20 protein-coding genes are annotated in these 26,999 nt (G+C 65.4%); 9 read left to right on the top strand and 11 right to left on the bottom strand.

Annotation, left to right across the window (positions count from 1 at the left end):
* Nucleotides 1–7: 7 nt before the first annotated feature.
* From fxlM to ACLQ2O_RS15070, 5 genes are all read right to left on the bottom strand, one after another.
* Nucleotides 8–2,098: a methyltransferase, FxLD system gene (gene fxlM, locus ACLQ2O_RS15090; protein ID WP_425831566.1), complete on the bottom strand. Its 2,091-nt coding sequence runs from the start codon at nt 2,096–2,098 to the stop codon at nt 8–10.
* Nucleotides 2,095–3,369, bottom strand: a complete 1,275-nt coding sequence (locus ACLQ2O_RS15085) for a lanthionine synthetase C family protein (protein ID WP_425831564.1) — start codon at nt 3,367–3,369, stop codon at nt 2,095–2,097. Before ACLQ2O_RS15085 ends, fxlM begins: the two co-directional genes overlap by 4 nt.
* Nucleotides 3,366–6,455 carry a lantibiotic dehydratase gene (locus ACLQ2O_RS15080; protein ID WP_425831562.1) on the bottom strand — a complete coding sequence of 1,030 codons (3,090 nt, stop codon included), beginning with the start codon at nt 6,453–6,455 and terminating at the stop codon, nt 3,366–3,368. Before ACLQ2O_RS15080 ends, ACLQ2O_RS15085 begins: the two co-directional genes overlap by 4 nt.
* A 98-nt stretch (nt 6,456–6,553) precedes the next feature.
* Entirely contained in the window at nt 6,554–6,718 is a 165-nt protein-coding gene (locus ACLQ2O_RS15075; protein WP_425831561.1) for an FxLD family lanthipeptide, read from the bottom strand.
* A gap of 192 nt (nt 6,719–6,910) precedes the next feature.
* Nucleotides 6,911–7,507 carry a hypothetical protein gene (locus ACLQ2O_RS15070; protein WP_425831559.1) on the bottom strand — a complete coding sequence of 199 codons (597 nt, stop codon included), beginning with the start codon at nt 7,505–7,507 and terminating at the stop codon, nt 6,911–6,913.
* Nucleotides 7,508–8,012: 505 nt separating this feature from the next.
* On the opposite strand from ACLQ2O_RS15070, the gene ACLQ2O_RS15065 reads away from it, so the two are divergent.
* On the top strand, nt 8,013–9,749 hold the full coding sequence (locus ACLQ2O_RS15065) for a prolyl oligopeptidase family serine peptidase (protein ID WP_425831557.1): 1,737 nt from the start codon (nt 8,013–8,015) through the stop codon (nt 9,747–9,749).
* Here the strand turns inward: ACLQ2O_RS15065 and ACLQ2O_RS15060 are convergent.
* Nucleotides 9,722–10,999, bottom strand: a complete 1,278-nt coding sequence (locus ACLQ2O_RS15060; RefSeq protein WP_425831555.1) for a helix-turn-helix domain-containing protein — start codon at nt 10,997–10,999, stop codon at nt 9,722–9,724. The two genes, ACLQ2O_RS15065 and ACLQ2O_RS15060, sit on opposite strands and share 28 nt — an antisense overlap.
* Nucleotides 11,000–11,498: 499 nt before the next feature.
* Here ACLQ2O_RS15060 and ACLQ2O_RS15055 point away from each other — a divergent pair, with 499 nt between their 5' ends.
* Nucleotides 11,499–12,128: an HAD-IA family hydrolase gene (locus ACLQ2O_RS15055; RefSeq protein ID WP_425831553.1), complete on the top strand. Its 630-nt coding sequence runs from the start codon at nt 11,499–11,501 to the stop codon at nt 12,126–12,128.
* Nucleotides 12,129–12,184: 56 nt separating this feature from the next.
* Here ACLQ2O_RS15055 and ACLQ2O_RS15050 read toward each other — a convergent pair whose 3' ends face one another.
* Together ACLQ2O_RS15050 and ACLQ2O_RS15045 are read right to left on the bottom strand one after the other, a co-directional pair.
* Nucleotides 12,185–13,066, bottom strand: coding sequence for a hypothetical protein (locus tag ACLQ2O_RS15050; RefSeq protein ID WP_425831551.1), 882 nt, complete (start codon nt 13,064–13,066; stop codon nt 12,185–12,187).
* Between the two features lie 202 nt (nt 13,067–13,268).
* Nucleotides 13,269–15,089 carry a hypothetical protein gene (locus ACLQ2O_RS15045; RefSeq protein ID WP_425831549.1) on the bottom strand — a complete coding sequence of 607 codons (1,821 nt, stop codon included), beginning with the start codon at nt 15,087–15,089 and terminating at the stop codon, nt 13,269–13,271.
* Between the two features lie 568 nt (nt 15,090–15,657).
* On the opposite strand from ACLQ2O_RS15045, the gene ACLQ2O_RS15040 reads away from it, so the two are divergent.
* Nucleotides 15,658–16,485: a hypothetical protein gene (locus ACLQ2O_RS15040; protein ID WP_425831547.1), complete on the top strand. Its 828-nt coding sequence runs from the start codon at nt 15,658–15,660 to the stop codon at nt 16,483–16,485.
* A 358-nt stretch (nt 16,486–16,843) separates the two neighbouring features.
* On the opposite strand, the gene ACLQ2O_RS15035 is transcribed toward ACLQ2O_RS15040, so the two are convergent.
* A complete protein-coding gene (locus ACLQ2O_RS15035) occupies nt 16,844–17,644 on the bottom strand; it encodes a hypothetical protein (protein ID WP_425831545.1) in 801 nt (266 codons plus the stop codon).
* Between the two features lie 1,176 nt (nt 17,645–18,820).
* Here ACLQ2O_RS15035 and ACLQ2O_RS15030 point away from each other — a divergent pair.
* The 3 genes from ACLQ2O_RS15030 (at nt 18,821) to ACLQ2O_RS15020 (ending at nt 21,025) form a co-directional block, all read left to right on the top strand.
* Nucleotides 18,821–19,021, top strand: coding sequence for a hypothetical protein (locus tag ACLQ2O_RS15030; protein WP_425831543.1), 201 nt, complete (start codon nt 18,821–18,823; stop codon nt 19,019–19,021).
* A gap of 377 nt (nt 19,022–19,398) precedes the next feature.
* Nucleotides 19,399–20,055, top strand: coding sequence for a type IV toxin-antitoxin system AbiEi family antitoxin domain-containing protein (locus tag ACLQ2O_RS15025; protein WP_425831541.1), 657 nt, complete (start codon nt 19,399–19,401; stop codon nt 20,053–20,055).
* Between the two features lie 28 nt (nt 20,056–20,083).
* Entirely contained in the window at nt 20,084–21,025 is a 942-nt protein-coding gene (locus tag ACLQ2O_RS15020; protein WP_425832614.1) for a nucleotidyl transferase AbiEii/AbiGii toxin family protein, read from the top strand.
* A 125-nt stretch (nt 21,026–21,150) separates the two neighbouring features.
* Here the strand turns inward: ACLQ2O_RS15020 and ACLQ2O_RS15015 are convergent, their stop codons facing one another.
* Complete coding sequence (locus ACLQ2O_RS15015) at nt 21,151–21,531, bottom strand: ArsR/SmtB family transcription factor (RefSeq protein WP_425831539.1); 381 nt, start codon at nt 21,529–21,531, stop codon at nt 21,151–21,153.
* 141 nt (nt 21,532–21,672) lie between these two features.
* A complete protein-coding gene (locus tag ACLQ2O_RS15010) occupies nt 21,673–23,793 on the bottom strand; it encodes a PhoX family protein (protein WP_425831537.1) in 2,121 nt (706 codons plus the stop codon).
* A 338-nt stretch (nt 23,794–24,131) separates the two neighbouring features.
* Here ACLQ2O_RS15010 and ACLQ2O_RS15005 point away from each other — a divergent pair, with 338 nt between their 5' ends.
* Genes ACLQ2O_RS15005 through pstA form a run of 3 tightly spaced genes read left to right on the top strand, consistent with a single transcriptional unit; the run spans nt 24,132 to nt 26,994 of the window.
* Nucleotides 24,132–25,088, top strand: coding sequence for a PstS family phosphate ABC transporter substrate-binding protein (locus ACLQ2O_RS15005; RefSeq protein ID WP_425831535.1), 957 nt, complete (start codon nt 24,132–24,134; stop codon nt 25,086–25,088).
* Between the two features lie 2 nt (nt 25,089–25,090).
* A complete protein-coding gene (gene pstC, locus ACLQ2O_RS15000; RefSeq protein WP_425831533.1) occupies nt 25,091–26,083 on the top strand; it encodes a phosphate ABC transporter permease subunit PstC in 993 nt (330 codons plus the stop codon).
* Nucleotides 26,083–26,994: a phosphate ABC transporter permease PstA gene (gene pstA, locus ACLQ2O_RS14995; protein ID WP_425831531.1), complete on the top strand. Its 912-nt coding sequence runs from the start codon at nt 26,083–26,085 to the stop codon at nt 26,992–26,994. Before pstC ends, pstA begins: the two co-directional genes overlap by 1 nt.
* The last annotated feature ends 5 nt before the right edge of the window (nt 26,995–26,999 follow it).

The raw sequence follows: 26,999 nt of genomic DNA, 5'->3' as shown, positions 1-26,999 counted from the left end.
CGGCGGCCTACTGCCAGTCGATGACCAGCTGGTTCAGTGCAGTGGCGAAGGTGAATCGGCCAGCAGCCGGTTCGGAAGACGCCGCATCGAGCGCTTTGAGCTCGAAACGGGCTTCACGTCCGCGGTACTCACGGTCCCAAGTCCGCATCGACTCCTTGGCGCGCTCGGCCAGGTCGTCACTGCCAGGGCCGTGCCCGACGACTCCGAACTCCCACAGCTTCGCGCCTTCGGGAGTGCGCCGGTCCGACAACCGGCGGGCCAGGTAGGCGAGAGCCCCTTTGTCGACCACTGCGGTCGAGCTGGGATAGGGGTCGTCCAGAAGCAAAGTGCCGCGAGCGTCGGCGTTGAAAGGCATTCGGATGAGGCCACCTGGCATCGTGCAGGACAGCCAAAGTTCCATCCACTCCGGTGACTCCATCGCCTGGTAATAGACGTCGGACCAGATCACGGTGCGAGGCTGATCGATGACCTCGGCCAAGGCTGTGGTGTCGATTGTCTGCTCGCTGTTGGTCTGCAGGCGCACGGACCCGTTGGCCGTGAGCGGGATCAGGCGGCGGTCGTCGTCGGCAATGCCCTTGCGCAGTGGCATGAAGGTGTTCATTTCGCTGCCGACCGAGACCCAACGGCGGTCCTGGCGCTCATAGCTGATCGAGCGGGACACGCTGCCACGAAGTCGCTGCGGCACCAGCAGACGGCCTCCAGGGGCGAGCTGATCGAGCCAGGCATGCGGGACGCCGTGGGCGCCGACCGTGGCGATGATCCGGTCGTAGGGGGCGGCGTCGGGATGTCCGAGTGCTCCGTCGCTGTGCACGACGGTGACGTTGCCGATGCCAGCGGCTGCCAGGTGCGACCGCGCATTGGTGACGAGGTCGTCGTCGACGTCGATCGTGGTGACGTGTCCGAAGGGGCCGACCAGGTGGCCGAGCAGGCCGGCGTTGTAGCCGGTGCCCGCGCCCAACTCGAGGACGTTGTGCCCGGGCTCGACCTGGAGTTGCTCGAGCATGAGCCCCACGACGCCTGGCTGTGACGCGCAACTGATGGAGGTTCCGTCCTCGGTGCGCTTGATGTCGACTGTCGAGTTGGCGTAGGCCCGTTCGAGGGAGGTGCCGGGGACGAACAGATGGCGGGGCACGGTCTGCATGGCTTCTTTGATGGAAGGCGTGCGTACGCGGCCTTCGGCCACCACTTCGTCGACCAAGGCGTGGCGCAGGCGGTCGGCGGTGGAGATCTGATCGATCGGGTCGCTGTTCATCTGGTCGAGGCTAGTGCGCCCGGTGCTTGCTCCGGGCGAAGACACAGTGCAGTCGTTGGTTCCCATAACTACTTCTCTCGCTAGTGCTGACATGGCGCTTTGGTTGTCGAGGGACAGTCCCGCGCGGTTGGCGTGGAAGATCACGTGATGGGCCAGGACGGCCCGGAGTCCTCTGGTGAGCTCGCCATTACGGGCCAGTTCGCCCAGGCGCTGTCCGGTGGCTTCGAACGCGGCCACCCAGGCGTGCTGACCGGCGAGCGGACTGTCTGGCAGGCACAGTCCGCTTGCGTCGACGGTCATCAGTCGGCGCATCGCTTTGCGGAGGCCGGCGGCGCGGTGCGCGGGAAGATCGGCCGGTGGTGGGCGAAGCTCCGTGACCTTGTGCCAGACGTCGCCTTGTTCATAGAAGTCCAGGCCAGCCGCACGCATCATCGCGCTGCAAAGCACAACCGTGGTCTCTTTAGCTCCGAGGGTGTGGTCGTAGGTGAGCAGGTGATGGCTGTCGTGGTGGAACAGGCGGTGGGCGGCGTCCATGGCCGCTTCGCCGCCGAACGCGAACGTCTCCGGCTCGTAGATGCTGCCGGACCATCCAGTGATCTGCCCAGCGGCCGTCAGCCCGTCGAGGAGTTCGTCGAGACCGGCGGTAACGGCGGGTTCCGGGTAGCGCAGTGGCCATGGCTGCTTGTTCAGGTACCACCAGCCCTGCAGATGTCCCTCAGCGGCGGCGGCGATCAGGGCCGGGCCAATGTGGACGGCGATGGTGCGCTGCGCGGTTTCGCGGTCTGGGAAGCTGATGGTGCGCTGGTTCCATTGGCTGATTGGCATCGTCGTCCTTGGGGTGGTCATGAGATCAGTAGGCACGTGTCCCAGCCGGAGCTGGGAGCGGTCCCGCTGCCTGCGGTCAGGACGGATAGGGCGATACCGGCAGCACCGTCCAGGAGTCCGGGTCCGGCCTGCGGGTCGGCTATGAGCGACGCGGCGATGGCCGGATGGTCGCTCCCGGGCGGCGCGACGGCATCGAGCAGTGCGGGAACCACCCGACGCAGCCGCTCGGCGGAAGCGGGGAGGGCGTCGACGGACATGCGGCTGGCCAGGTAGGCAAGGCCTGCGAAGCCATGACATAAGGAGCGATCGGTCGTCGCAGCGAGTTGTGCGGGATCGGCCAGGGCGTCAACTACTGCGGTCTCGGCGGCGGACTGGCGGCCTGTGTCGCCGAGGGCCAGGCCCGCGAGTTGCTGCGCCCTGCCCACCCCGGCGGTGCCGTAACACCACGATGGGCGCAGCGGCTGGGAAGGGTTGCGGCTGCCCGTGCGGAGTTCGGCGCGGGTCACAAGGTACGGCCAGGCACTGTCACCGGCGGCGGTGGCCCGCCAGCGGTCCAGCCATCTGAGAATCGTCTCAATTGCTTCGAGCTGCCCGGCGACTTCGCTGCCGCGAAGCTTGGCCATCGACAGCAGGCTCAGGACCCCGGTGATGCCGTGGGCCACGCCGGTGTTGGCATGGCCGCCACGGAAGCGGTCGTCTAGGCGTCCCGATGGCCCGGTGGCTGTCCACCAGCCGGGCAGCTTGTCGGGGCCGTCGGTGATCGGCGTGGTGAGGCGAACCAGGTACTCCAGAACCGCATACAGGTCGTCAGTGTCTGGGGATCGACGCAGTAGTTGGGCGCCGTAGCCGGTCAGCCCGCGCAGGGCATCGAACTCGGCCAGGGATGGCGGATGTCCCTGGTCGATGCGGTCGTGTGCTGCCGACAACCGGGTTCTGACATCGGCCACGAGTTTGGGGTCTACAGCGTCGAGGGCACGCTGGTAGGAACCGGGGAGCTGCTCGGCGGCGCTGGCCGCGGCGTGCGCGAAGGCTGGGGCGCCATAGAACGGATGGCTGTCAGTGCCGCTGGTCAGCGGGCCGCTTGCCGACGCAGCGATCCAGTCATGAACTCGCTGCCACGGTCGACAGCCGGCGGCAGCGAGTTCGACGTGCAGCAAGGCGATCCCGGGGATGCCGTGCGCAAGCGACTGGCGCCACCACGGCGCGTGCCGATACTCGGTGGGGACGGAGTCGGGATGCGCGAGTTGGTCGGCGATGACGACGGCCAGGTCACCGGCGGGATGGTGCATCATTCCTTCCTCCCGGCGGTGCGGGCCATCCAGGCCAGTGCGGCCGCGCGGGCCAGGTACAGGCAGATCGCTTCTTCGGCGAAGTCGACGGCGACGGCCCGCACGAAGTGGACGTGCAACAGTGACCCGAGGACATCGTCGGGATCGATTCCCTCATCCGGGCCCGGCAGCAGCTCGCGGTACCGCGCAATCTCGGTGTCGCGGTCGGCCCATGCCTGCACGACCGCGGCGCCGCCGGGCAGCGCGCGTAGAGCTGCCCAGCCTGCGTGGGGGTCGGCCGCGCGGACGGTTTGGCTGAACTGATCGCGGGGAATCGGTGCGGGTGCTGTGGCCGGGATGTGGTCGATCAGCCATTGCATCCCTGCCTCGGTGCTGCCACGGAATGCACAGGCGATGGCCACACTGTGCGCCGCGACCAGCGCACGCCGGTGCGGCCTCGACGGCTGCAGCAGCTGGGTGAGCAGCGCGCGTGAATCAGCACGGAACACCTCCTCGGCCGCGCTCCATGCCCGTTCCGCACCCCACCGGCCGGTCTCGGGGTATGAGGTGGAGTAGCGGACTTCGCGCAGGAGCCCCGCGTGGTGCAGCTGCTCTGACCAGGTACTCACGGTCGAGGCAACCTGGCCGAACGCTCCCGGGCTGGGTAGTGCGATCCGCAGCCGCAGGTGTTGGTCGGGGTCACGGAACCGCACGTACCACCAGGGCGGCTGCCCCAGCTGGGCGAGGAGATCTGGCAAGTGGCGCGTCAGGATGGTGTCTTGCCGGCGGATGTCGCCGTAAAGGCTTGCCAGTAGCACCGGGGATGTCGCGGGCACTTGGCCCTGATCGCGGCCGATGATCCTGGCCGTGGTCGGTCGTGGAAGCCGCGGCCACGACGGCGGCGTGGCCGTTCGCAACGCGACCAGCACCTCGTGCGCCCTGCCCTCGGACCAGCCTGTCTCTGCGGTCGTCTCGGTCAGCACAGCCGTCGCGCGGTTGAGATGTTCTCGGAGCAGCACCCGGTGGCCTGGTTGGTCCAGGTCTAGCGCCAGCAACCGATCTCCTTCGGTCAGGTATACGTGTCGTGGCAGCCGGCGCCGGCGCTGCCATTGGCTGAGTGCGTGGTCCCATTCGGCAGAAGTGTGTGAGCGGTCAGGTAGTTCTGCGGGTTCCAGTCGCCAGCGGGCAGGTGACAGCACTGTTCGCCCGTACCGCAGGCGTGGCAGGAACGGCATTGCGGCGGCCGCTCCCCAGTCGAATGTCGTCACGGCGGTGCACTGGGCACGGCTGAGTTCGGTGAGGAATCGGGCGAGTGGTGGCGTGTGGGTGTTCAGGTTGAGGGCATGCATTCCGATGGCCTCGACGCGGTGGCCGAGCCGGGGTGCGGCCAGGTACATCCGTCGGCCGTCGCAGCCCACGGCCAGGTCGTCGACGGTGAGTGTCTGATCGTCGGTAACGCGATGCTCTTCCAGACTGATAGCCAGCGGCAGCATCTGCGGAGCGCGGGCGATGTGCGCGGTGTCGGCCAGCAGCGGCGGGAACGACAGCTGAGCGGCAACCGTATTGTCGTCTGCGGTCGGCAGGTCAGCCAGCTCGGCAGCCATCGCCGCGCGGTCAGCCGGGCTCAGGACTCGCTGGAACCGGCCGCTGCCGACCCCGGCGCCCCGCGACACACTCACGACCTCCAGCCCGAAGTCACCTCGTTGCAGTGCCTCCATGCTGGCTGCGCTGACCCGCACACCGATCTCGAGGTGCGGCGGAAGCCGGATCGGATCGGGTCCCGTTTTCAGCGACTCGATCAGGCTCTCGTCCAGAACTATTTCGTGGTGACCATCGAGGGCGGCGGTCTGCGCGATCCGTACCAGTGCCTCGTCGCGGCTCGACCTGGCTGGACGGCGCGGTGCGGTGGTCGAGCCGGGATATCCATCGGGGTAGCCGATTCCACTGTCGGCGACGACGTCCAGCACTGGAACCATCGACCCGATGCCGAAGCGTTCGTAGAACCGCTGGTGGTACGACTTCCAGGCGGCGGCGCCATAAGGTGCGGCGCTCACACGAGCAAGTGCCACGGCAGCGCGCTCGACCTCCCGTGCAACTTCCTCAGGCAGGACGATGTCCGCATCGAGGCGCAGGTCGACCGCCAGCGGGTGCCTGTCAACGGCGGTCACGGCGCTCATCCGGGCTGCCAGCTCTTGTCGGGCTAGCCGTGCCGCGTCGCCGTCGCTTGTGCTGCACTCCTCCAGTGCCGAGTGAATCGACCGTAGCTCGCTCATGAGGTCTGACAACACGTCGTCTGCGTCGTCGGTTGGTAGTTGCTCAATCAGATGTGCCAGCGGATCGGTCTCGGTCGCCGGCGCCTGGAGTGCAGTGATCAGAACCCGGCGGGCGACCAGCTCCGCGAGTAGTCCATTGACTTTCTCCGCAGATGCAGCAGGGAAGTCTGCGCGGATTTTGTCTCTCAGATCTTTCACGCGGATCGGGCTCTTCGCCGCCGCGGCAGCCAGCTGAAGTGGGGCGGTGTAGGTCATCGATACCTCGACTGCCGATGGCCGCTTGGACAGTGCCTGAGGCTTGGACTGATAGGCCACGATCAGGCGCTCTCCGCGCACCATGAGGCAGCTATTTGCCATCACCAGAAGCTGTTCGAACGCCTCAGGGCGTTCTTCGATCTTCGCAATGATGGCCGTGAGCCATTCGGCGGAGGCGGCCACGACAGGCTGGTGTCCGGTGCCCCACTCGGTCTGGGCCTGTGGGCCGAATCTCGCAGCAGTCACGCCGGCGAACAGCCCGAATGGTGTTGCTCGGTGCTGTGCGCGCAGCAGATAGCGGCAGACCGACAAGGCCGCGCGGCGGACATCGCGTGGCCGGGGGTCCGAGGCCGCAATCAGTGCCTCGATCTGGCGTTCGAGGCCAGGGCTGGCCAGGCTTAGTTCCTCGACGATGTCGGCACGTTGCCACACCTGGCGCAGCCAGGTGAGCTGCTGTTCCGTGCTGAGGTCGGATGCATCGTGGGTCAGGTCGGGCCACTGCGGCAGGTTCAGCTTGGGGCAGGCGACCGCGCGCAGCAGTGCTGTCTTGCCAGATCGGAACGCAGCGACGGTGACTGGCACGCTTTTGTCTCCCTTGAGGTTATACGCGTCGAAACGACGGGCAGCCGATGCCGCTGCCGTTCTTGCAGCGGCATCGGCCAGCTCAGAGCGCGGCGCTGTTAGGCGACGCCTGTGGTGCAAGCACCGCAGGTGCTGCCGCAGTTGTCGTCGGTGACGTTCACCAAGCTGGCAGCGTCAGTGATCTCCAGCAGGGACACGTTCAGGTCGAAGCCGTCCGACGCAAGACCCGGCTGGGTCACCGGGCTCTTGATACTCACGTCCATAGGAACCTCCTCTCAGGGTTGAAGGCGATGCCGACACCCGGTCGCGATCTGCCCTTCCAGGCAGTGTGAATTGCGGTGCGAACATCGCTTTGTGGACCTGGGCGATCGACGTCCCAGGCGTTCAAGGTGAGACGGATGCAGCCTCGAGTACGAGCACGGTCGCAGCACCGCCCTGCGCTCCGGCCGTGCTTGTCACAGGGGGAGCCGCACCCGCCTCACCGCTTTGGGAAACTGGCCCCGCTGTCCTCGTCCAGGCGCACCCGAAGGCGACAAGGACAGCGGGGCCGACCGAGAACCGCGCATTGGGTCCTCGGGGTGGAACGGCGAACGAGCAGCAGCCCAATCGCTACGCGCCAGCTCGCCGGCTCTGGGAAGAAGCCCGGTACGTCGCCGGACAATGTTCAGCGACGTACCGGGCTTCCCGGAAAGAGACCGGCCCTGCGGTGAGGTTTCGCAGGCTGTCGATCGCGCCGGTCCCTGGTCAAAAGGAGACGGGACAGTCACCACCGTGACGCCTTCCTCAGCCAGCTCACGCACCATGGCCTGTGAGTCGCCCAGCGGAGAAAGGTGCAGCAATGCAGGTACCGCAAGCAGGCCACCATCTTCGACGGCGAGCGCAAGGCGCAGTGCCTTCAGACCGTGTGAGCCGGAGTCGACTGAGTCGGTGAAGATGCCGGCCAGCTCGAGTCGCTGCTGCTGCGCATAGGCGACGAACCTGGCCATCATCTCGGCGCGATCCTTCGCGGTCATCATGAAGTGCTGCCGGTAGTAACAGTGAACTCGTTGCATGACGATCCCCCCGTACAGGTTGATGGTTCAGCGACTTAGTGCGTCCGGACACCGCGTGCAAGGCCACGCCTGGCCACACCAACAGCACAGGCCATCGCAGCTTGCCGTCGGCACCCGCTTCCCCGTGGACAGCGGGTAATCGAAATCAGACGGCACCCGGCCGGACCTCACGTCCTCGTGGAACCGATTGAGCACAGGCCAGTGATGGACAGCCGGAAGGACACCCGTAACTGGGGCATCAACCTGCCGAACGTCCTCCAAGGCACGGATCACCTGACGCCTCGCTCCCGTCGCAGATATACGGACCGACTAGCCGATCAGCCGACGCAGCGGCGATGGTCCGTGATTACGTAGTGCTATCGACTGCTACCTGATCGAGTCTGGAGACGCTGCGAGCAACAGTCGAGACCTGCCATGCGGACAACCAGGTTGTCCGCATGCCCGCGGTCAGCAAGACCTGTTGAGTGTTAGCCGCTGGCTACAGGGATCTCGATAACATTCGAGTGTGGCGACTCCTGCGGCATACGACGGCCTGATTTCTCACGCCGGCTCTCTGTTCTGGATTCAATCGGGCGAAGGTCCTGATCAACTCGTCACATGGACTGCTAGCGATGGAGTTAGCCTCGCCGCACCGCAGGGTTTTGAGCTGGGCAACGAGATTCATGCCTACGGCGGTGGAGCGGTTACAGCATCCGCCAGCGGCGTCTGGGGCGTCTCGTCAAAGGACGGAAGGATCTACCGGCTCACCTCCGACAAAGCCGAGCCGCTGACCGGGCATACCGGCGATCAGCTCGGCGACCTCGTTGTACGCGGCGAGACCGTTCTCGCTCTCCGCGAGGGCACGAACGGGGATCAGCTGGTCGACGTCGACACCTCCACCGGGCACGTTCGTGTGCTCCTGCAGTCATCGAGTTTCCTGTCGTCGCCTCGGCCCGGACCTGGCTACGTCGCGTGGCTCAGCTGGGACGCCGATCACATGCCGTGGGACAGCACCCAGCTGTGGGTCGCTCGATACGACGATCGTTCAGGAGGTTCCCTGGGAACTGCCCTTCTCGTAGCCGGTGGGCACTCAGAATCAGTCCTCGAACCTCAATGGGGCCCCGACGGGAGTCTCTACTTCATGTCCGACCGCACGGGTTGGCTCAACCTGTATCGATGGGATGGCGAGCGCACGTACGCGGTGGCGCCGATGGCAGCTGACTGCGCCGCCGCACCGTGGGAGCTGGGCTACCGGAGTTACACGCCCTTGGAGAACAGGAAGATAGCCATGCGGGCCCGCCGGGACCTCGAAGACCACCTCCTCCTCGTCGACGAGAGTGGACACTCGGAGACCTTCCAACTGCCATTCACCGCGATCAAGCCCTACCTGTGCACGATCGACAACGCGGTCGCGATGATCGCCGCAACTCCGACGACTGCGCCGGCCGTTGTGCTCGTCGAAAGAGATGGGTCATATGCCGTCATCGCCGGACAAGAGCCTTCACAAGACGAGGTCAGGCAGCCCGAGCGACACTCGGCTGACGGCATCGACTTCCTGTTGCATCCGCCAATCGACGCCGAGACAACTTGGCGAGCACCGGTCATCGTGCGTGCCCATCCTGGGCCGACAGACGAGATCTCGCTGCGACGTGACCCACAGCTGGACTTCTTCACCCGTCACGGCTTCGCCGTCGCCGACGTTGACTATCGCGGAAGCACCGGTCACGGCAGAGCATTCCGCAGCAGTCTGTACGGCAACTGGGGCTCATACGATGTGGAGGACTGTGCCGCAGTAGCACGGCACCTCATCACGCTCGGAATCACGCTCGCCGGCGAGGTCTTCATCTGCGGGTCCAGCGCCGGCGGATACACGGCTCTTCGCGCAGCCACCACCACCGGACCGTTCCGGGCGGCCTCGGCTAGGTCACCCATTATCGATCCGAAGAGGTGGGAGGCCAGTGTGCCGAGGTTCCAGCGCGCACACGCAACGGCATTGGCAACCGGCGCCACCGCTGTCAGCTCCGCAGCTATCGAGTGCCCAGTTCTCCTGGTACACGGGCTTCACGACCCGATTACCTCGGCGCAAGACACCGCCGCGCTAGCCTCAGATCTCAAGACACGTGGAGCCGACCACGAGCTACTGATGCTCGACACGTCGAGCCACACGCTTGCTGCGCCCGACTTGGCAGCGCAGGTCCTCGATGCCGAGTTGCGGTTCTTCCGCCGAATGCTGGATCAATCAGAAAGCGCGAAGCGCACGTAGTCCCCGAATTCCATCACCGGTTTGAGGTCCGAGTACGGCACGAGTTCCTGGCGGAGTTCGTCGATTCGATTCCGGCTACGCGCGGATGATGTCTGTGCCGCGAGATCGACCGCGTTGCGACCGACCACGCACGCTTGCTCCGGGTCGCCGGCCCGTGCCAAGGAGGAAGCCATCAGCGCAGTGTCGATGGCGAGCCGGCGTACGTGGCCGGATGCGATCTGGCTCAGTGCCTCACCTGCCTGCTCTTGCGCGAGCATCTGGTGGCCGAGGTCGTGAAAACAATGTGCCATCTCATCGGCTAGGTACGCCGGCGTGAAGTACCCGATCCAGGCCGGTGCGTTGTCCGGAGCAGCGGACGCCAGCTGGGTCTCGGCGCGGAGCAGAGCTTTGGTGGCTGCCTTCTCGTCACCCCGGCGAGCCTCGCCCCGCGCCAGCACCGCCTCAAAGGCTGAACGCACGGTGGGCTCTGCGATGCCAGTAGTCCCATGCAGTCCTGTTCGAGCCATTCGCAATGCCTGATCGACATCGCCTCCGTGAAGCGCGAGGTGAGCGCTGCTCACAGACAGAAGGTAGCCGCCATAGAGCCGATCCCCAGCCGCTGTCGTGAGCTCCAACGCTCGCAGGTAGCATTCGCGGGCGTAGTCGTCTCGCCCGAGGTCGATCGACTGATAGCCGACCAGCTCCCAGAAGCCTGCAGCGGTCGAATACAACGTCTTCGCTGTCACCTCATCGACTGGAACGCGAGTCAGCAAGTGTTCTAGTTCGACAGCCACATATCCGGAGACCAGCTGATGAGTCCGGCCGGCGCCGTGCTGATGGTCGAGCTCTCTGAAGCGAATGAGTTGCTGGACAACCGCCGAAACCGCCTCTTCACCGACCTGATCGTCGTTGGACCCGAGGATGCGAACCTCACCCGTAGAGGTAGTGAGCCAATCGAGCGCTGCTCGCTCGAGCGTTGTCTCGACTCGTCGCGGAGATGGTTGAGCGATGCGACGTTGCGAGCGAAGGCTCGGCTCGAACGCCTGAAGCAGGCCAGCAGCGCCGAGTTCCCGGTCAAGATCAGCGATCAGTTCTGCAGTCGGCCAGCGCAAGGCCTTCTCGATCTTGCCAATCTGATCTTTGCTGACGAAGACCAGTGATCCGAGATCCGCCTGGGACAGGCCCCGCCGTCCACGTAGATCACGGACAGCGGCCCCGAATGCGTCACGCACCGATGCCTGTGGAGACAGGGAGCGAGGAGACTGCGCCATCTCTGCCTCCCGTTGCATTCAAAGCCGGAAGTCACCGGCACCGACTAGCTAGGCAAATCCTCATCGTCCGTACGGCACAACAGTGCCTCAACAGCCTTACATTACGACACAGAACCGACACTTTGAGCAACCCCGACGCGAGCCGCTCACCTCCTGTCTGATGTCGCACGTGTTGGCTCCAGCCGTAGCCGATAGGCCGTCTGTCGCCGCCGCGGCGGACAGCGTGCGGGACGATCGGCTGGTGCTTCGAATCCTGCCGTCTAGGCGGAGGCCCGCTCCCACCTGGATGACCCGTCTGGCTCAGATCCCAAAGGGCTGCTCACACTGGAACTAGTCGCTCGAGTTGCAGGGAAAATCGGAGCGGGTCAGGCTTATTCGATGACTCACTAGGAGGTTGAAATGAGCCATTGGGCCGAGTGTTAAAGCTGGCAATGCCGCTACATCGACCGGCACGACTAAGCGGCGAGATCGATCAACCCTATCCGGTGCGGGAGAAGATTTGACAGCCTCATACCGTGGTCTACTTCTCGATTTCGGCGGCGTGCTGACGACTCAGATGCGCTTAAACGGCGAGGCGTTTGAGCGATCTGAGGGGCTGGCGCCAGGCGCGTACTTCTCCGCGCTGGAGAGCCACCCTGACGGCATAGCGGTCTACACGGCGTTGGAAATCGGCCAGGCCACACAGGAAGACTGGAACAGGGTCATCGGCAACATCCTCGGTATCGACCCCACAGACCTGATGCGACGCGCACTGGCCAACCTGCAACCCGAGCCGCAGATCGTCGCCGCAGCCAAACGCGCTCGTGCGGCAGGCATCAAGGTCGCGTTGCTCAGCAACAGCTTCGGTCTCGCGCCCTACAACCCCTACGCAGATCGTGGCCTGTGGACGGACTTCTTCGACGCGGTGATCGTTTCGGAGCTGGAGGGAGTGCGGAAACCATCGGTGGAAATCTACGAGCGGGCGTTGACTGCGCTCGACCTGCCCGGTGCACAGTGTGTGTACGTCGATGATGTGGCAGCGAATCTGGCTCCCGCCCAGATGCTGGGCATTCGGACCGTGCACCACACGGCGGATCCGTTTGCCACGGCGAGCTTCCTGGACTCGCTCGTACCTACCGAGCCGATCTGACAACGGGAACCGCGCGGCCTGGTGTGTTGCCAGGTCGCGCGGGTTGCCTGGTTGGGTCACTCGTAATGGGCGATGACCGTTCTCAGTACCCGAGCGTCTCGCATGGCCTGCACACGGTGCTGCCCGTTGATATACGACCAGGGAACACTCGACTGGTCCAAATCGATGGGAACAGTGAACAGACTGGACAATGCTTCACCAGTCCACTCGTCAAGTTCAGCCTCGTCGACCGCTTGAATCACAGCGTGCCGGACTTCGGTGGTACCGCTGGCTTCGGCGTCGCGCAGGTACTCCTCCGCGAGCCGGTTGACGGTCTTCCAGTCACCTTGGTGATACCAGCAGCACGGACGGCGCAGGATTCCACGGAGCAGGAATCCTGTGCGGCCACGTCTCCATCGCGGGCCGGCCTGTTCATCGTTTCCCATGCACTGGGGCTGGCGGAACGGATGGGCGACCGGCAACTTGTCGACAGCGATGAGCTCGAAGCGGATCGTGCGCGGTTCAGGCTCGGGCTGCGGCACGTAGCGGTCGCCGCGGCTCAGGTCGACATCGGATCCCAGCAGCCCTTCGAGCTGCTCGGGCAGGATCGGTCCCCAGTGGGGAGTCAGGACATGGAGACCGCCTTCTCGTCGGCCGGGCTCGGTGAATGTGACGAGAAGGTTGTTGGGCGGTGAATCGTCATAGGTCATGCGCTGGATCCACAGCGGCGGCCTGGTCTGGTCGGGCAGCAGTGTGCTGCGTACGTGCTCGGCAGCGAATTCGGCCATGTTGACGACTGAGCCTGCGTCGCCCGTCGCCTGGGTGGCAATCCCAACCGGGAGCAGGTTCGGGCCCGTGAACAGTTGCAGGCGAAACGTGACCCGTCCCCCGCTCGGGGTCGGCACGGTGTAGCCGTGGTCGTCAACGATCCGTTCGCGGGCACCGTAGTGCGGCGTCAAGTCAGTCGGCCGCCGAACGGAACCTGGCACCTGTGGCGCGGAATCCACGGCTAGGCCATCCGGAGCTCGTTGGCGACCGTCACTGGCCATGACGGCACCGCCCGCTGGTCCGCCGCGCTCGACCGATTGCGCAGCTCGTCGGTACTCGCGGGTGGATGGTTGAGGAGACCAGCTGTGGAGTGGATCGGAAGGTGCAAAGTGGTCATGGAAGATGGTCCTCCGGTCCGGCATCGCCCGCAAAGTTGGCGTGCGTCTCCGAGTACGTGCTAGCCGCTTCCGCGTTGTTCTGATCCTTCCTGGCGCGCACGTACGCCTCGAGGAGGCACTGCTGGAGCGATGACGCCATGAAATCGGAGTCAGCGTGCACTGCCGCTGCTGTGCTACCGATCTCGCCAACCAGCATCGCATGCGCAGCGAGGCCGGCACCGGCGTAGCAGTTGGCAAGGTGCTGCGCCCGGTCGTCGGGCCACAGCTTGTCGATCTCGCGCAGGTAGTCCGCGGTCACAGCAGCGAGTCGTCGACCCCGGCGCATCATGTCGTCCAGCCCCAGGAATTGCTCCTCGGCCGGCTGCGGGGACTCGCCGGGCCGGCCGGCGTCGTCGAGCGCCGTGAGGATCGCTGCCCAGGCGCTCCCGTCCAGCGAGCCGGCGGCAAGCAGTTCCTCCTCTGCAGCGATGTTCACGAGTTCGGACTGAGCAAGCTCGTCGGCCCGCTTCTCGGCTGCCACGGCCAACTGGTCGGCCCGGGTCGTGCGAGGGTCGGCGCCAAGAAGCCGGAATATTGCAGTGCAGGTGGCGGCCGGGGGCAGGCTCTCGTCCAAGTCGTATTGCTCGACCGTCCAGCCGTTGGCCCGGTAGCGCGGGGCTCGTTTGGTGAACTCAGCGACGGCCTGATCGGCTACTTCGGCAGTGGGAATCTTCTTGACGAACTTGTATGGGTCAACCGCTTTGGCGATTGGCTTCCAAGTCAGGTAGATGATCTCGCCGAGGCTGTGGTCCGAGGCGGCGTCCAGCATCGCCGCCTCGAGGGCCGACTGGGCTTCGGCCGTCGGTGGTGGGCAATTTCCGCGCTTGGCAAGAAGGTAATGGAAGTACTCGATACCTTCGGCGACGACGAGTTCGGTGGCAACCTGTTCGACATCGGTAATCCAGGGGAGGTCCCAGCTATCGGCCTCGAAAGCTTCACGTAGGTCCGTGTAGGTTGCGCTCGCCGTGTCTGCCGGTTCGTCACCTGCCCTGCCCCGGGCGATGAACCAGTGTGCGTCGTGCGGGAGGGGCTTGGGTTCTGCCGCTCCGCTCCAGAGGAACGCCGTCGACGGGGTGGAGGAGTGGACGCTGAGGATGTCTTGATCCAGCAGGGATTGCCAGGCCTGCAGCATGCGGGGTGAGTGCTGGAGTCTTGCGACAGAGGGCGACCAGTCACGCAGTGGACCAATCACGCCGGCGTCATCGGCGCACTCGGTCAGGGTGAATAGCAGCAGCGCCTCGGCTAGGTCGAGGTGTGACGGCTCCATGGCGCCACCTCGTATCGGCCGGCCAAGGTTTGCGAGCGCGATGATCTGGTCGGTGGTCAGCCCGTCCAAGCTGCGATCGGGAGTCTCGCGCGGGTGCGTGGTGGCTGGCGGAGTGGCGTCGGGTGCGGGAAGTTGAGCGGTACCGCAGTCGCGGCAGTGCCGGCCGAAGGCGCGCAGGTGGGTGCCGAGCGTCGCTCTGCCTGTCGCGGCGATGGAGGTGCCGCAGCCCGGGCACTGCCAGCGCGATGTGGCCGTGCAGAATTTGGTGATGATGCGGCCAAGGCCGCGTCGTGGGGGCAGCTCCCAGTCGTCCGGTACGGGAAGATCGGCGACCCGATGCGTCCAGGTCAGAAGCAACTGATCGCTGTCGGGGACTGCAGGGTGTGCCCAGTACTCGATGGCCAGGTTCCGTTGTGACTGCGATGCACCCCGGCGGAAGGCCAGAACGAGGTGGGCGAGCTCGACGTCGTCTAGCTGCGACTCCCCGGCGGTATCGCCATCTGTAGCCATAGACGCGCAGCGTAGCGTCCAAACCGACGCAACAGGTTGCGACAAGCCCGCGGACCATCGCGACCGTGGCTAGGCAGTCGTGAAGATCGCAAGATGTCCGGTGGCATGCAACCGTCCAATCGGTGACCTCTGTCGGGGTGTCAGGAACGATCTGGTTGCGGTCCAATGGAGACATGAGCCAACCGACGAGTGAACCGTTCGAGACCGACCAGCCGGACGCGGACGATGCGGCAATTGACGATGCCGTTGCGGAAACACTGGCGACCGATTTCACCGCTGAGGACTGGTGACGTTCGCGGCCAGTGCCGAGTTGCCGGATCCCTGAATGGAGGAGTGAAGCCGCGACCCGCCGAGGAGTCAGGCGTGCGCCGGGTCGAGGATCGACCTCACTACCCTGGGAGCCAGCGGGCCTCGGACGCTCGCCGGTCCTTCCGTGTCGTTCCCGGCGAACACACATTTCAGACCAGGACCCAGGGTGCAGGCCGCCCAGTCCGACCCTGGTCGCCTGCTACCAGCAGCCTCCGTATGTATCTCGCCTGGCCGGGCAGGTCGGGAGAGGACTGCACCAATGACGCACCACCATCGCCTCGCCGTGACCCGTGCCCGGTTCACCGGCGAAAGCACCGACGAGGCCCGACGCGGCATAGGCCGATCCGGCGATCACGGCCTCGACACCTGTAGCCCCGCACAACTGGAGCTACGCGCACTGCTGCTGTACTTCACCTTCCAGCCCGGCGCCTGGAACATCTCTCGAGCCATGTTCTACACCTGGAACGCCAGCCCGCGCTATGACGAGTTCGTGATGGCCAAGGCGGACGCACCGGACAACCTGGCAGCCTCACTCTTGCCGGTACACGGCGTCGACGGTCAAGGCCTCCCCGGGCTCCGGCTGCTACCACAAAGCCGCCGCGGCAACCATGAGTGCGTGCACCTTCCTACAGGCGCCCGGCTGCGAATTGCATCCGAGCACGGCTGGCTTCGCGAACATAACGATCCCCTGCAACGCCCCCTCAGCCCTGGCGAACGGAGGGCACTCGAAGATGCGGCTCCGATGAGTCAGGACACGAAGCAACTGTTCGCAAGCCTCCTTGCTCGCTGCAGCGGCCGGACTTCGGATGACAGCTGGGATCTCGGGCAGTTCTTCTTTGCTCGCGACGCGGCCTGGAACGGTGGCCATTGTGCGAACCTGAGGGACTTCGAGCTGTCGGGGGCGGAGAACAGCTGGAAGCTGACTTGGAGAGGTCCGATGATGCCAGAGACGATCACTCGCGCCCTGACGATGTCCCGCACCGAGTTGCCAGGCGTGAGAGTGACGGTTGACAAGCCGGGCTTGGCCAGCACCATCAGATACGGATCGGCCGCTTTGCGGCTGAGACCACACCACACCGGCAGCTAATCTGGGCCGCCACGCGGGTCTCGACAGACGTCGTGAGATCCGGCTGCGGGAGCGACCAGGGGTCGACCGCGGGGATCCCGCTGACGCCAAGGCAAGGTCGGTGGTGCCTGTCGGTCGGGCATCAGCGCGCCGGATGATTCCTCCGACAACCGCCACGAGGCGCAGGTCGAGTCAGCTCTCGACGCCCATACGGAGCGACCCGTTAACTGAGCGACACGAGACACACTGGCGGCTCCATGATCGACATGCCCCGGCCGCAATCATCCTTGGATATGTCGTATGACAAGGGGCCCCGCCGATTCGTCGCGGCTGTGCCGGAGCGGTAGCCCGGCCTAGCAAACATGAAGGACGTGTTGTTTCAGATCAGGGTCGCCTGCTGGCTGGTTTTGGCCAGGCGTTGTGCTCGCGCCGCCAGTTCGTCGCGCACGACGACCGGCGGCATGAATCCGTCTGCGCGGGAGACCAGGAACAGTTCGGCAGCCTCTTTGCGGCCTGCGGCGGATCCACACGATCGATAGGCGTCGGTCGCGACTAGTTCGGACGCTAGGCTATCGAGCTGCCGGCGCAGTGGCTCGTAGATCTCTCGGCTAAGTTCGTCGGCGCGGTCGGATGCTTCACGGTGTTCACGCCAGCTCTGATCGCCGTAAGTCAGACGCAGAAAGCGCTGCCGTGCGGGGCCAAGTTTCGAGGCACGGAACTGCGGGTCGGCCAGGATCTGCTCGATCAGGGCTTCGTCGAGACCTTCGTCGTCCGAGTCGTCCGAGTCGTCCAGGTCACCACCGGCGCTCCACGACGCCCGCACGGGGGCCTGCATTTCCCGCCATTCTGCGTACCAGGTGGTGGTCTTCTCCCAGAAGTGCACCAGCCCGTTTGCTGCGAAGGCAACGCAGATGGCAGCTAGCTCGCCGGTGTGCTGTGCGAACTTGGCGTCCGCCTCGGCCAGCTTGGCGGGATCGGGAACGAATCGGGTTGTCTGGTGGTACAGCAGACCCCCGCCGGCAGAAGCAGCCACCTGGAGGAAGGCCTCGAGCTCCATGATGTCTGGTGAGATGTGGACCTCTGGCCCGAAATCCCGTTCCGGGACGGTAGGGATCAATCGCAGCGATGATGCGCCTGCGAACTGGGTCACGCAGCGGTCGATGCCGGCCATGTCGGTCATGTCAGCACGGTAGTGGCGGGCACCGACACTTTCCGTTGAGTGGGCTAACCAGATCTGGACCAGCCGCGTCCACTAGGCCCGCAGATCGCGCGTGACCAAGGTCTGCCCCGGATCCTCGCCCGGAAAGCATCTTCCCCACGAGCCTGTGCAGTATCTCTGGTACTAGGCCGTGGACCTCGTCGGCTGAACCGAGGCCCGCCCACCTGGCTGCATCCTGGAAACTGGTGGAGCCGACAAACCTTGCGCGGGTGACCTCAGATGAGTTCCAGTGAGGACGAGTAACGCGATTCCTAGACCGTAGGCTAGACCGTAGTCGGCCGTATCCAGCGCGAATAAGGAAGGCCCTCCGACGAGGTTTTGCCTGGTCAGAGGGCCTTTCGAGTAGCGGGGGAAGGATTTGAACCTTCGACCTCTGGGATCCAAGGTGAATAATCCGCCGCCTGCGATGGCCCACGTTTCGCCTGGTCACAGACGATTTTCACGGACCGCGGTTCGCTGTTCGTGGCCGAAATTCGTGTTCTAGACCGTAGCCTTGGTCGTGGGTTCAGACTCAACTGTGGCAATGCGGTCAAATGGGCTCCCTCGGAACAGGAGCCACCCATCCGGGCACGCACACACAACGGACGTCGACGAGGAACAACGCAGAAGTCGCTTTCGTGATCGAACGGCAGGCAGCGACCTACGACTGTCACGAAAGAGATAGGCCCTCACCGCGGTATCGAATCGCACCCACCAGGGTCCTCAGAGGGTCCGATTCGATACATGCCCTCTGTGGAGCCGGTTCGTGCGCGTCAAACGGCTGACGTGCTTCCATTCACTTTTACCGCGGCGCAGGCGCGCAGGGTCGGCCTGCCGTCACGGGATCTGGCGACGCTCGTCAGCGAAGGGGGCCGCGATTGAGCTCTCGCGCGGCGTCTACCGCCGGTCCGACGCACCTGAGACCGCACACCTCGATCTGCTGGCTGTACACACGCGAGCTCTCCACGCAGTCGGCGGCGGCGAGTCCGCGCTCGCCCTTCACGATCTGTTCGACGACATACCAGCCGCCGTACATATGGCCGTACCGCGTGGCACCCACCGCCCGGCGATCTCCTACCCGCCCGTCATCGTCGCGCAGTCGCGGCCAAGACCTTCGACCTCAGCATCGAGCAGTACGAGGCCGCGCCGGGAGAGTTCGTGCCGGTCTACGACGCAGTCCGAAGCGTGGTCGATGCCATGCGCCACCGCAATCGCATCGCCCAGACACTGGCCTTGGCCACGCTCGGCCGCTACCGGGGAACCAGTCGGCCCGACGGAGTCAGGAGTCTGCAGCACATCGCGCGCGAACTGCATGCCCTGTCCGTCATCCGGCCGGCCGTCGAAGCGGTGCTCGCCTGATGGTCAACTTTGCCGCGACACCACCGCAGGGCGCGTCTACAACGACCTGCGGAACACAGCACGTCGGCAAACCCGCGCCACCGAGGAAATCATGGTCGAGTATGTCCTCGAACGATTTCTCTACCGGCTGGCCACATCTCCAGCAGGCCGCGAACACTTCGTCCGCCGCCTGGGACCGAGGCTGCCATTGGCTCATCAGAGACAATCACTACCCTCGAGCGAGTCAGTTGGAATCTGGCTCAATGCTTCCAATCGACGACGAACCTCTGCATGCGGAACAGTGGCCGGCTGGCCCGCGGCGTTGACAGACCGCCGGTTCCAGCCTCAGCAGGAGTCGCAGACAGCATTTGTTCCCGAAATTGGGTACAATAGTTGCTATGGCTGATTCGACGCTTGTACGGCTCGGCTCCATCGCGGAACACCGGTGGGGCCTGGTCACCACTGCCCAGGCCGAGGACGCTGGAGTCTCCCGCAAGCAACTCTCCCGGATGGCCTCAGCCGGCGCGATCGAGCGAATAGCACAGGGCGTGTACCGGATGGCCGGAGCGCCACCACAGGACCACGAGGCGATCTACGCGACCTGGCTGGCACTGGGTGGAGCGACCGCACCCCGCACCAGGACCGGGGTCGCATCAGTCGTAGGGGCAGGCATCACGGCGGCGATCGTCCACGATGTCGGCGACTTCTTCCTCGACGGTCTCGACTTCATAGTGCCTGCACGTAAAGGAACCCGGCTTCCCGGGGTTCAGCTGCGCATCCGGCAACTAACCCGTGACGAAGTCATCCCCGTCAACGGACTCCCCGCCCTGACCGTCGAGCGCACGCTCGCAGATCTTGTCGAGCTCGGCACCGACCTGTCTCTGGTCGCCGGCGCCGTCCGTGACGCGGTGCGCGCCGACAAGCTCGTGGCACCCATCCGGCTCGCGTCCTACCTCGACCCCATCGCAGCCCAGCGCCGGAGCGACGGCAGTTCCCTGGCGAACGACCTGTTCGATCTGGCCGGCGTGAGCCCGCAAGGATGGGACCGTGATTGAGCACGAGAGCTAGGCCGACTGGCGATCCCTGGAGCTAGCGATCAAGGACGCCGCCAAGAAGGCAGCCCAGCAGGCAGGCCCCGGTATCAATGCCGCCAGTGTCGATGCCCAGATCCGGCAGGCGCGCTTCGACCGGTTCCTCACCCGGGTCTTTGCCCAGGGCGAGCAGTCCGAGTGGCTACTGAAGGGCGGGATGAGCATGCTCGCCCGCGTGCCCCGCTCGCGCACCACCAAAGACGTGGACCTCGCAGCGCAGCACGCGACCAATCTCGCCGAGGCCGAGAGAGCACTGACCGAACTGGTCGACGTCGATCTCGGCGACCATCTCACGTTCCGGCTCATCCGTTCCGCGCCCACCGGCCTCGGCGACAACCAGCCCGGAGTAGCGACACGGCGCTACGTCTTCGCCTGTATCGACGTCGACCACGACACCCAGATCGACACGGTCGTGGTCGACGTCGCGGTCGGTCCGCCGCCGATCGGTCGACCCGAAGTGATCGAGCCGGCCAACCGGCTCCATCTGCGCCGGGCACTCGTCACTCATCCCTACCGGCTCTATCCGGTCGCCGACCAGATCGCCGACAAGGTCTGCGCGATCATGGACACCAACTATCCCGGCGGGAAGCGCAGCAGCCGCGTCAAGGACCTGGTCGACCTCGTCGTGCTGGCGCACACCCAGACAGTGGACCTGCACGAGCTACGGAACGCGATCACCGCCAAACAGAACCTCAGCGACATCGATCCGTTCGGACACTTCGACATCCCCGCCGACTGGACCCGGACCTACCCCAAGACAGCCAAAGGTGTACCAATAGCCGAATCATTCACCGCCAAGGCCGCAGCAGAACTCGTCGCCACCTTCGTCGACCCCGCCCTCGACAAGAACTCGAACACCGCAACCTGGAACCCACAGCGCCTGACCTGGTCGAACGCCCACGACGACCCGGGACCAGCCCTCGGGAACGAGTGACGCCCTTCCGCGTCCATCGGCCTCGGCGGGCGTCTCTCCCCTCCGATGACCAAGGCGTCGTCGCCCGATGACAGTGCGCTGCCACCGTCTGCACCTCGGCCGCTGCGGGCGGTGCTAGCCGATCGTCAGGGCTGGGGCTGTAGGAAGGCTGGGCCGGGTAGGAGCCGGCGGAGGGTTTCCAGTTGGTCTGGGACTACGGAGTACCAGGACCAGAGGCCGCGCTTTTCGCGGGCGAGGATGCCGGCGGTGGCCAGGATCTTGAGGTGGTGGCTGATGGTGGGCTGGCTGAGGTCGAGGGGCTCGGTCAGGTCGGCGACGCATGCTTCGCTGTTCGGGCTGGCCTCGATCATGGCGAGGAGTTGGAGGCGAGTGGGGTCCGACAGTGCTTTCAGGACCGTTGCGAGGCGTTCGGCTTCGTCGCGCTCGATCGCGACGCCGGTGACCTGGTGGGTGAACTCGTCGGCTGGAGCACCGGCTTCGGCCGCGGCGCTTGGACGGTTGTTCACTTCTGCAGTCTAGATCGCTGTCTTCACAGCAACCGGACCGACCTGCGTTTTGTTCACCCAACGGTTACTTGATGTGCGGCGACCCTTCACAGAGCTGCCCCGCCGTCCGGTGCGGACGGCGGGGCAGGGTGACAACGGAGGTCAGGCGCCGATTTCGCCGCCGTCGGGTCGCCAGGTGACGATGACGGCCGGGCGGGCGAAGTCGCCGTCGGGCCAGGTGCTGGCCGGCTGGTCGACGGTCGCGCCGGTGACCTCGCCAGGATGCTGGACGGACACCACAATCGACCGATTGTCGGGGAGGACGGCGGCAGAAGCCTGCTCGGCCCCGACGGGGACGGAGAGGAACTGCTTGACCTTGCCCCGGTCCGGGCCTTCGACGGCGACCGCGAAGAGGCCGTCGTGGTAGTTCGTGCCGGTGTGGTCGGTCAATGCGTTGCCGTCGGTGGAGATCCACAGGTTGCCGTGGGCATCGAAGTCGAGGTTGTCGGGGCAGGAGATCGGCGAGACCTTGGTCTTGTCGTAACCTGCGAAGTACGTCGACGGGTCGGCGGGGTCACCGCAGACGATCGGCAGCGACCACGTGAACGTCTCGCTGTCGTGGTCGCCGTCCTCGACCAGTTCGAGGACCTGGCCGTGCTTGTTGGCGTTGCGCGGTGCCGCCTCGTCGGCGGGTGCCCGGCCGGCCGCGCCACGGTTGGAGTTGTTGGTCAGCGCGACGTACACCTTGCCGGTCACCTTGCTGACCTCGATGTCCTCCGGACGGTCCATCTTGGTGGCGCCAGCCTTGTCAGCCGCCAGCCGGGTGTGGACGAGCACCTCGTCGACAGTCATGCCCGCAATCAGCGACTTGCCGTCGCGGACCAGTGGGACCCAGCGGCCGGTTCCGTTGAAGGCGCCGTCGCTGGGCAGCTTGCCGCTTCCGTCGATCTCGCTCGCGCTGGTGAAGCCGAGCACGGCGACGTACAGCGTGCCGGACTCCAGCAGGCGCCGGTTGTTGTCGCGGTCGGACTTGCTGCTTCCCTTGCGGAGCTTGCGATCGGAGACGAACTTGTACATGTAGTCGAAGCGCTCGTCGTCGCCCATGTAGGCAGCGACCTTGCCGGAGCGGGCCACGGCGATGGCCGCGCCTTCGTGCTTGAAGCGGCCCAGCGCGGTGTGCTTGACCGGCGTGGAGTCGGGGTCGTACGGGTCCATCTCGATGATCCATCCGAAGCGGTTGGCCTCGTTGGGATTCTTGGTCAGGTCGAAGCGGGCGTCGGCCTTGTCCCAGTACCGGCTGCCGGACGGATAGCGCTTGGAGATGTCGATCCCGTACCGCGCCAGGGCCGGCTTGGCGGCAGCGGGCGCGCCGTCGGCTCCGACGAAGTACTGGTTGAAGTTCTCCTCCCCCGATAGCACTGTTCCCCACGGCGTCAGGCCGCCCGAGCAGTTGTTCAGCGTTCCGAGCACCCGTACGCCGCGCGGGTCGGCCAGGGTCCGCAGCAAAGGTGACCCGGCTGCCGGGCCGCTGAAACTCATCGGCGTGGTGGCCGTGATCCGGCGGTTGTAGCGGCGACGGCCCCGAGTGACCACCTGCCATTCACCCGTACCGTCGACGCGCTCGACCTCGACCACGCTCAGGCCATGAGCCTGCAAGGCGATCCGCATCTGCTCCACGGTCGCGGTGGCGCCACCGGCGTACCCGCGGAACATCAGCTCTTCGTTGGTGTACTCGTGATTCACCACCAGCAGCCCGCGGCTGAACCGGCGATCCAGCGGCACCACGACGAGGAAGTCGTTGTTGTAGCCGAACTGGCGAGCCTGGGCGGCGGCGCTCTGCCGATCGATGTCGAACGACGGTGCTCCCGGCAGGATCGGGTCGCCCCAGCGGATCAGCACCTGGTCGTCGTAGCCGTTCGGGACGATCACCGTGTCCAAGGTGTTCGGCGGAATCGGCTTGAAGGTCAGCCCGGCACCGGAGGCAGGCTTGCCAGCAGCAGAAGCAGAAGCAGCGGCCGAGATCCTGCCACTAGGCGCAGCCGCGGCCGGCGCGGCGCCGACGGCACTGGCGCCGATGACCAGCGCGCCGGCGGCACCGGCCTTGAAGATCCCGCGCCGCGACACCTCGGCGGTGACGGCATCACCGAAGTACGCGTTGTCAGAGGAGTTCGGGGCAGGGTGCGCGCAGGCGTTGCCGCAGCGGTACAGGCACGTCATGGAACTACGGCCGCCGTGGCCATCGGCCAGCGGCAGGAATCGGCGAGGCTCGTTGGCAAGCGTCATCGCGAGGTTTCCCCCTCAAGGAGAACGGTTTCTGAGCGGTCGCCGCGACGCTAACAATTACATAGCCACTCATCTATGTAGTTGCCGGTGACGAGTCGGTGGCCATCAGATGAACGACCAACTGCCCGTCACCGAACGGAGGCGGGCCACTACCTACGCGAACACTACATCGACATTCGTCTATCTGAAGGCGCGTGATCACCTCTCGTTCACCCGGTGTTTACATCGAAGATCTTCGATCTAGTTGTTACGTGAACGCGTGACGAGTCACTGCGTCCCGACGGTGTCGGGGCCCAACTCTGGAGGGTTGCCCGGTGGTCATCCGCCCGGTCAAACACATGCGTTACCTCGCCGTCTCGGCGGCTGCCCTACTCGCCTTGTCCGCGTGTGGCGGCAACAACGAAACGCCCGCCGCGGGGGGAAACAGCGGCGAGGCCCTTTCCGGGCAGGTGGTAGTCGACGGCTCCAGCACCGTCGAGCCGCTCACCGCTGCCGCAGGCGAGCTGTTCAAGGAGGAACAGAAGGGCGTCGACGTCGCCGTCGGCACCTCCGGCACCGGTGGTGGTTTCAAGAAGTTCTGCGCCGGCGAAACCGACATCTCCAACGCGTCCCGGCCGATCAAGGACCAGGAGAAGAAGCTCTGCGCCGACAAAGGCGTGAAGTTCACCGAGCTCCAGATCGCCAACGACGCCCTCACCGTCGTGGTGAACAAGGAGAACAACTGGGCCGACTGCCTGACCGTCGCCCAGCTGAAGAAGATCTGGGAGCCCGGCTCGAAGGTGAAGACCTGGGACCAGGTCGACCCGAAGTTCCCGAAGGAGCCGCTGCCGCTGTACGGCGCTGGGTCGGACTCGGGCACCTTCGACTACTTCACCGCTGAGATCAACGGCAAAGAAGGCAAAAGCCGCACCGACTACAACCCGACCGAGGACGACAACGTCACGGTGCAGGGTGTTTCCGGCGCCAAGGGTGCTCTGGGCTACTTCGGGTTCTCCTACTTCGAGGAGAACGCCGCCAAGCTGAAGGCGGTCAAGATCGACGGCGGCAAGGGCTGCGTCGAGCCTTCCGTGGCCGCCGCGCAGGACGGCAGCTACACGCCGCTGGCGCGGCCGCTGTTCATCTACCCCTCCAACAAGGGGCTGGCCAAGAAGCAGGTCGAGGCGTTCGTCGAGTTCTACCTGGAGAAGAACCAGGAGATCGTCGAGGCCGCCAAGTTCGTGCCGCTGACCGACGAGCAGAAGACCAAGGCGAAGGCCGAGCTGGACAAGCTGAAGGCCCAGGCGGCCGGTTCGTGACCATGCCGGACTCGACGGCGACTACCGCGACGGGTGGTTCCTCCGCGAGGAGGGGCCGCCCGCCCGCCTGGCGGGGCCCCGCGGTCGATCTCAGACAGCAAAACCCCCGCCATGGCGAGCGTGTCATCAAGGTGCTGCTGATCGGCGCCGCGTGGCTGTCAGTCGCGGTGACGATCGGGATCGTGGTGTCGCTGCTGGCACCGACGGTCACGTTCTTCACCCACGTAGGGCTGGGCGACTTCCTGTTCGGCACCGAGTGGACCGGTGGATTCGGTGACAAGTTCACCTGGGACGACAAGTCCTGGGGCGTGCTGCCACTGGTCGTGGCCACCTTCATCATCACCATCATCGCCTTGCTGGTCGCCGTGCCGCTCGGCCTGGGTGCGGCCATCTACCTGAGCGAGTACGCCTCCGAGCGGGTCCGTAAGGTGCTCAAGCCCATCCTCGAGGTGCTCGCCGGAATCCCGACGGTCGTCTACGGCTTCATGGCGCTGACCGTGTTCACGCCGATCCTGGCGAACCTGGTGCAGTTCAACACCATCCACAACATGCTCTCGCCCGGCATCGTCATGGGCTTCATGATCGTGCCCACCGTCGCATCACTGAGCCAGGACGCGATGTCCGCGGTGCCGCTGGCGCTGCGCCAAGGGTCCTACGCGCTCGGCGCGAACCGGATGAAGACCACCCTGCGAGTGGTGTTCCCGGCCGCCTTGTCCGGCATCGTCGCGGCGATCGTGCTGGGGATCTCCCGGGCTGTCGGCGAAACGATGATCGTCACCATCGCGGCCGGCAGTAGGGCCCACCTGACCTTCGACCCCCGTGAGGGTTCCCAGACCATGACCGGGTTCATCGCCCAGATCGCCAGCGGCGATGCGCCCCAGGGCTTACCCGTCTACTACTCGCTGTTCGCGGTCGGGGCCTTGCTGTTCGCGATCACCTTGTTGATCAACCTGGTCAGCATCCGACTGGTGCGCAAGTACAGGCAGGCCTACTGATGACCACAACCATGACAACACCCACGTCCGAGGCCGCCGCAGAGTCCCTGCGCGGCAAGCATGGCCGCGACGGGGTCACCTCGGCCGTGTTCGCCGCCGTACTGTGGCTGTGCCTGGCTCTGATTTGCGTCTTCCTCTTCTTCATCCTGGCGGTCATCGTCCAAAAGGGCGTCGCCCGACTCGATCTCAACCTGCTCACCAACCAGCCGTCGAAGATCCGCGCCGAGACCGCCGGAGTCCAGTCCGCACTGTTCGGCACGCTGTGGGTCGGCGCCATCACGGGACTGATCGCGATGCCGCTGGGGATCGCCGCCGCGGTGTATTTGGAGGAGTACGCCAATCCCCTGAAGTGGTGGAACCGGGCGATTGAGCTCAACATTCAGAACCTCGCTGCCGTTCCCGCGGTGATCTACGGAATCCTCACCCTCGGCTTCGTCGTCCGCGGCCCGGTGTCCATCGGCGCGGTCGTCCTGGCGGGCGGTATCGCGCTGGCTCTGTTGATCCTGCCGGTTGTCATCATCACCACCCGGGAGGCGTTGCGATCAGTACCGCAAGAGATCCGGGACGGTTCCCTTGCGCTCGGCGCGACCCAGTGGCAAACCACCTGGCGGCAAGTTCTGCCCGCCGCCGTGCCGGGGATCGCGACGGGTTCGATCCTGGCGATGTCGCGGGCGATCGGCGAGGCGGCCCCGCTGATCCTGGTCGGCGCCACCACCTTCGTCACCTTCAACCCCGACGGCTTGCTGTCGAGGTACACGACCCTGCCCGTGCAGATCTTCAACCTCGTTCCCCAGGACCGTGACGCGTTCCGCGACCTTGCCTACTCCGCGATCTTGTTGCTCATCGTCGTCTTGCTGGCCATGAACGCCGTCGCGATCTGGCTGCGCAACCGCTACCAGCGCAGCTGGTGAGCGTG

Origin of the sequence: Kribbella sp. DT2 (genome assembly GCF_049844575.1) — a bacterium.
Lineage (GTDB): Bacteria > Actinomycetota > Actinomycetes > Propionibacteriales > Kribbellaceae > Kribbella.
This window is presented reverse-complemented; position numbering and strand designations above follow the sequence as displayed.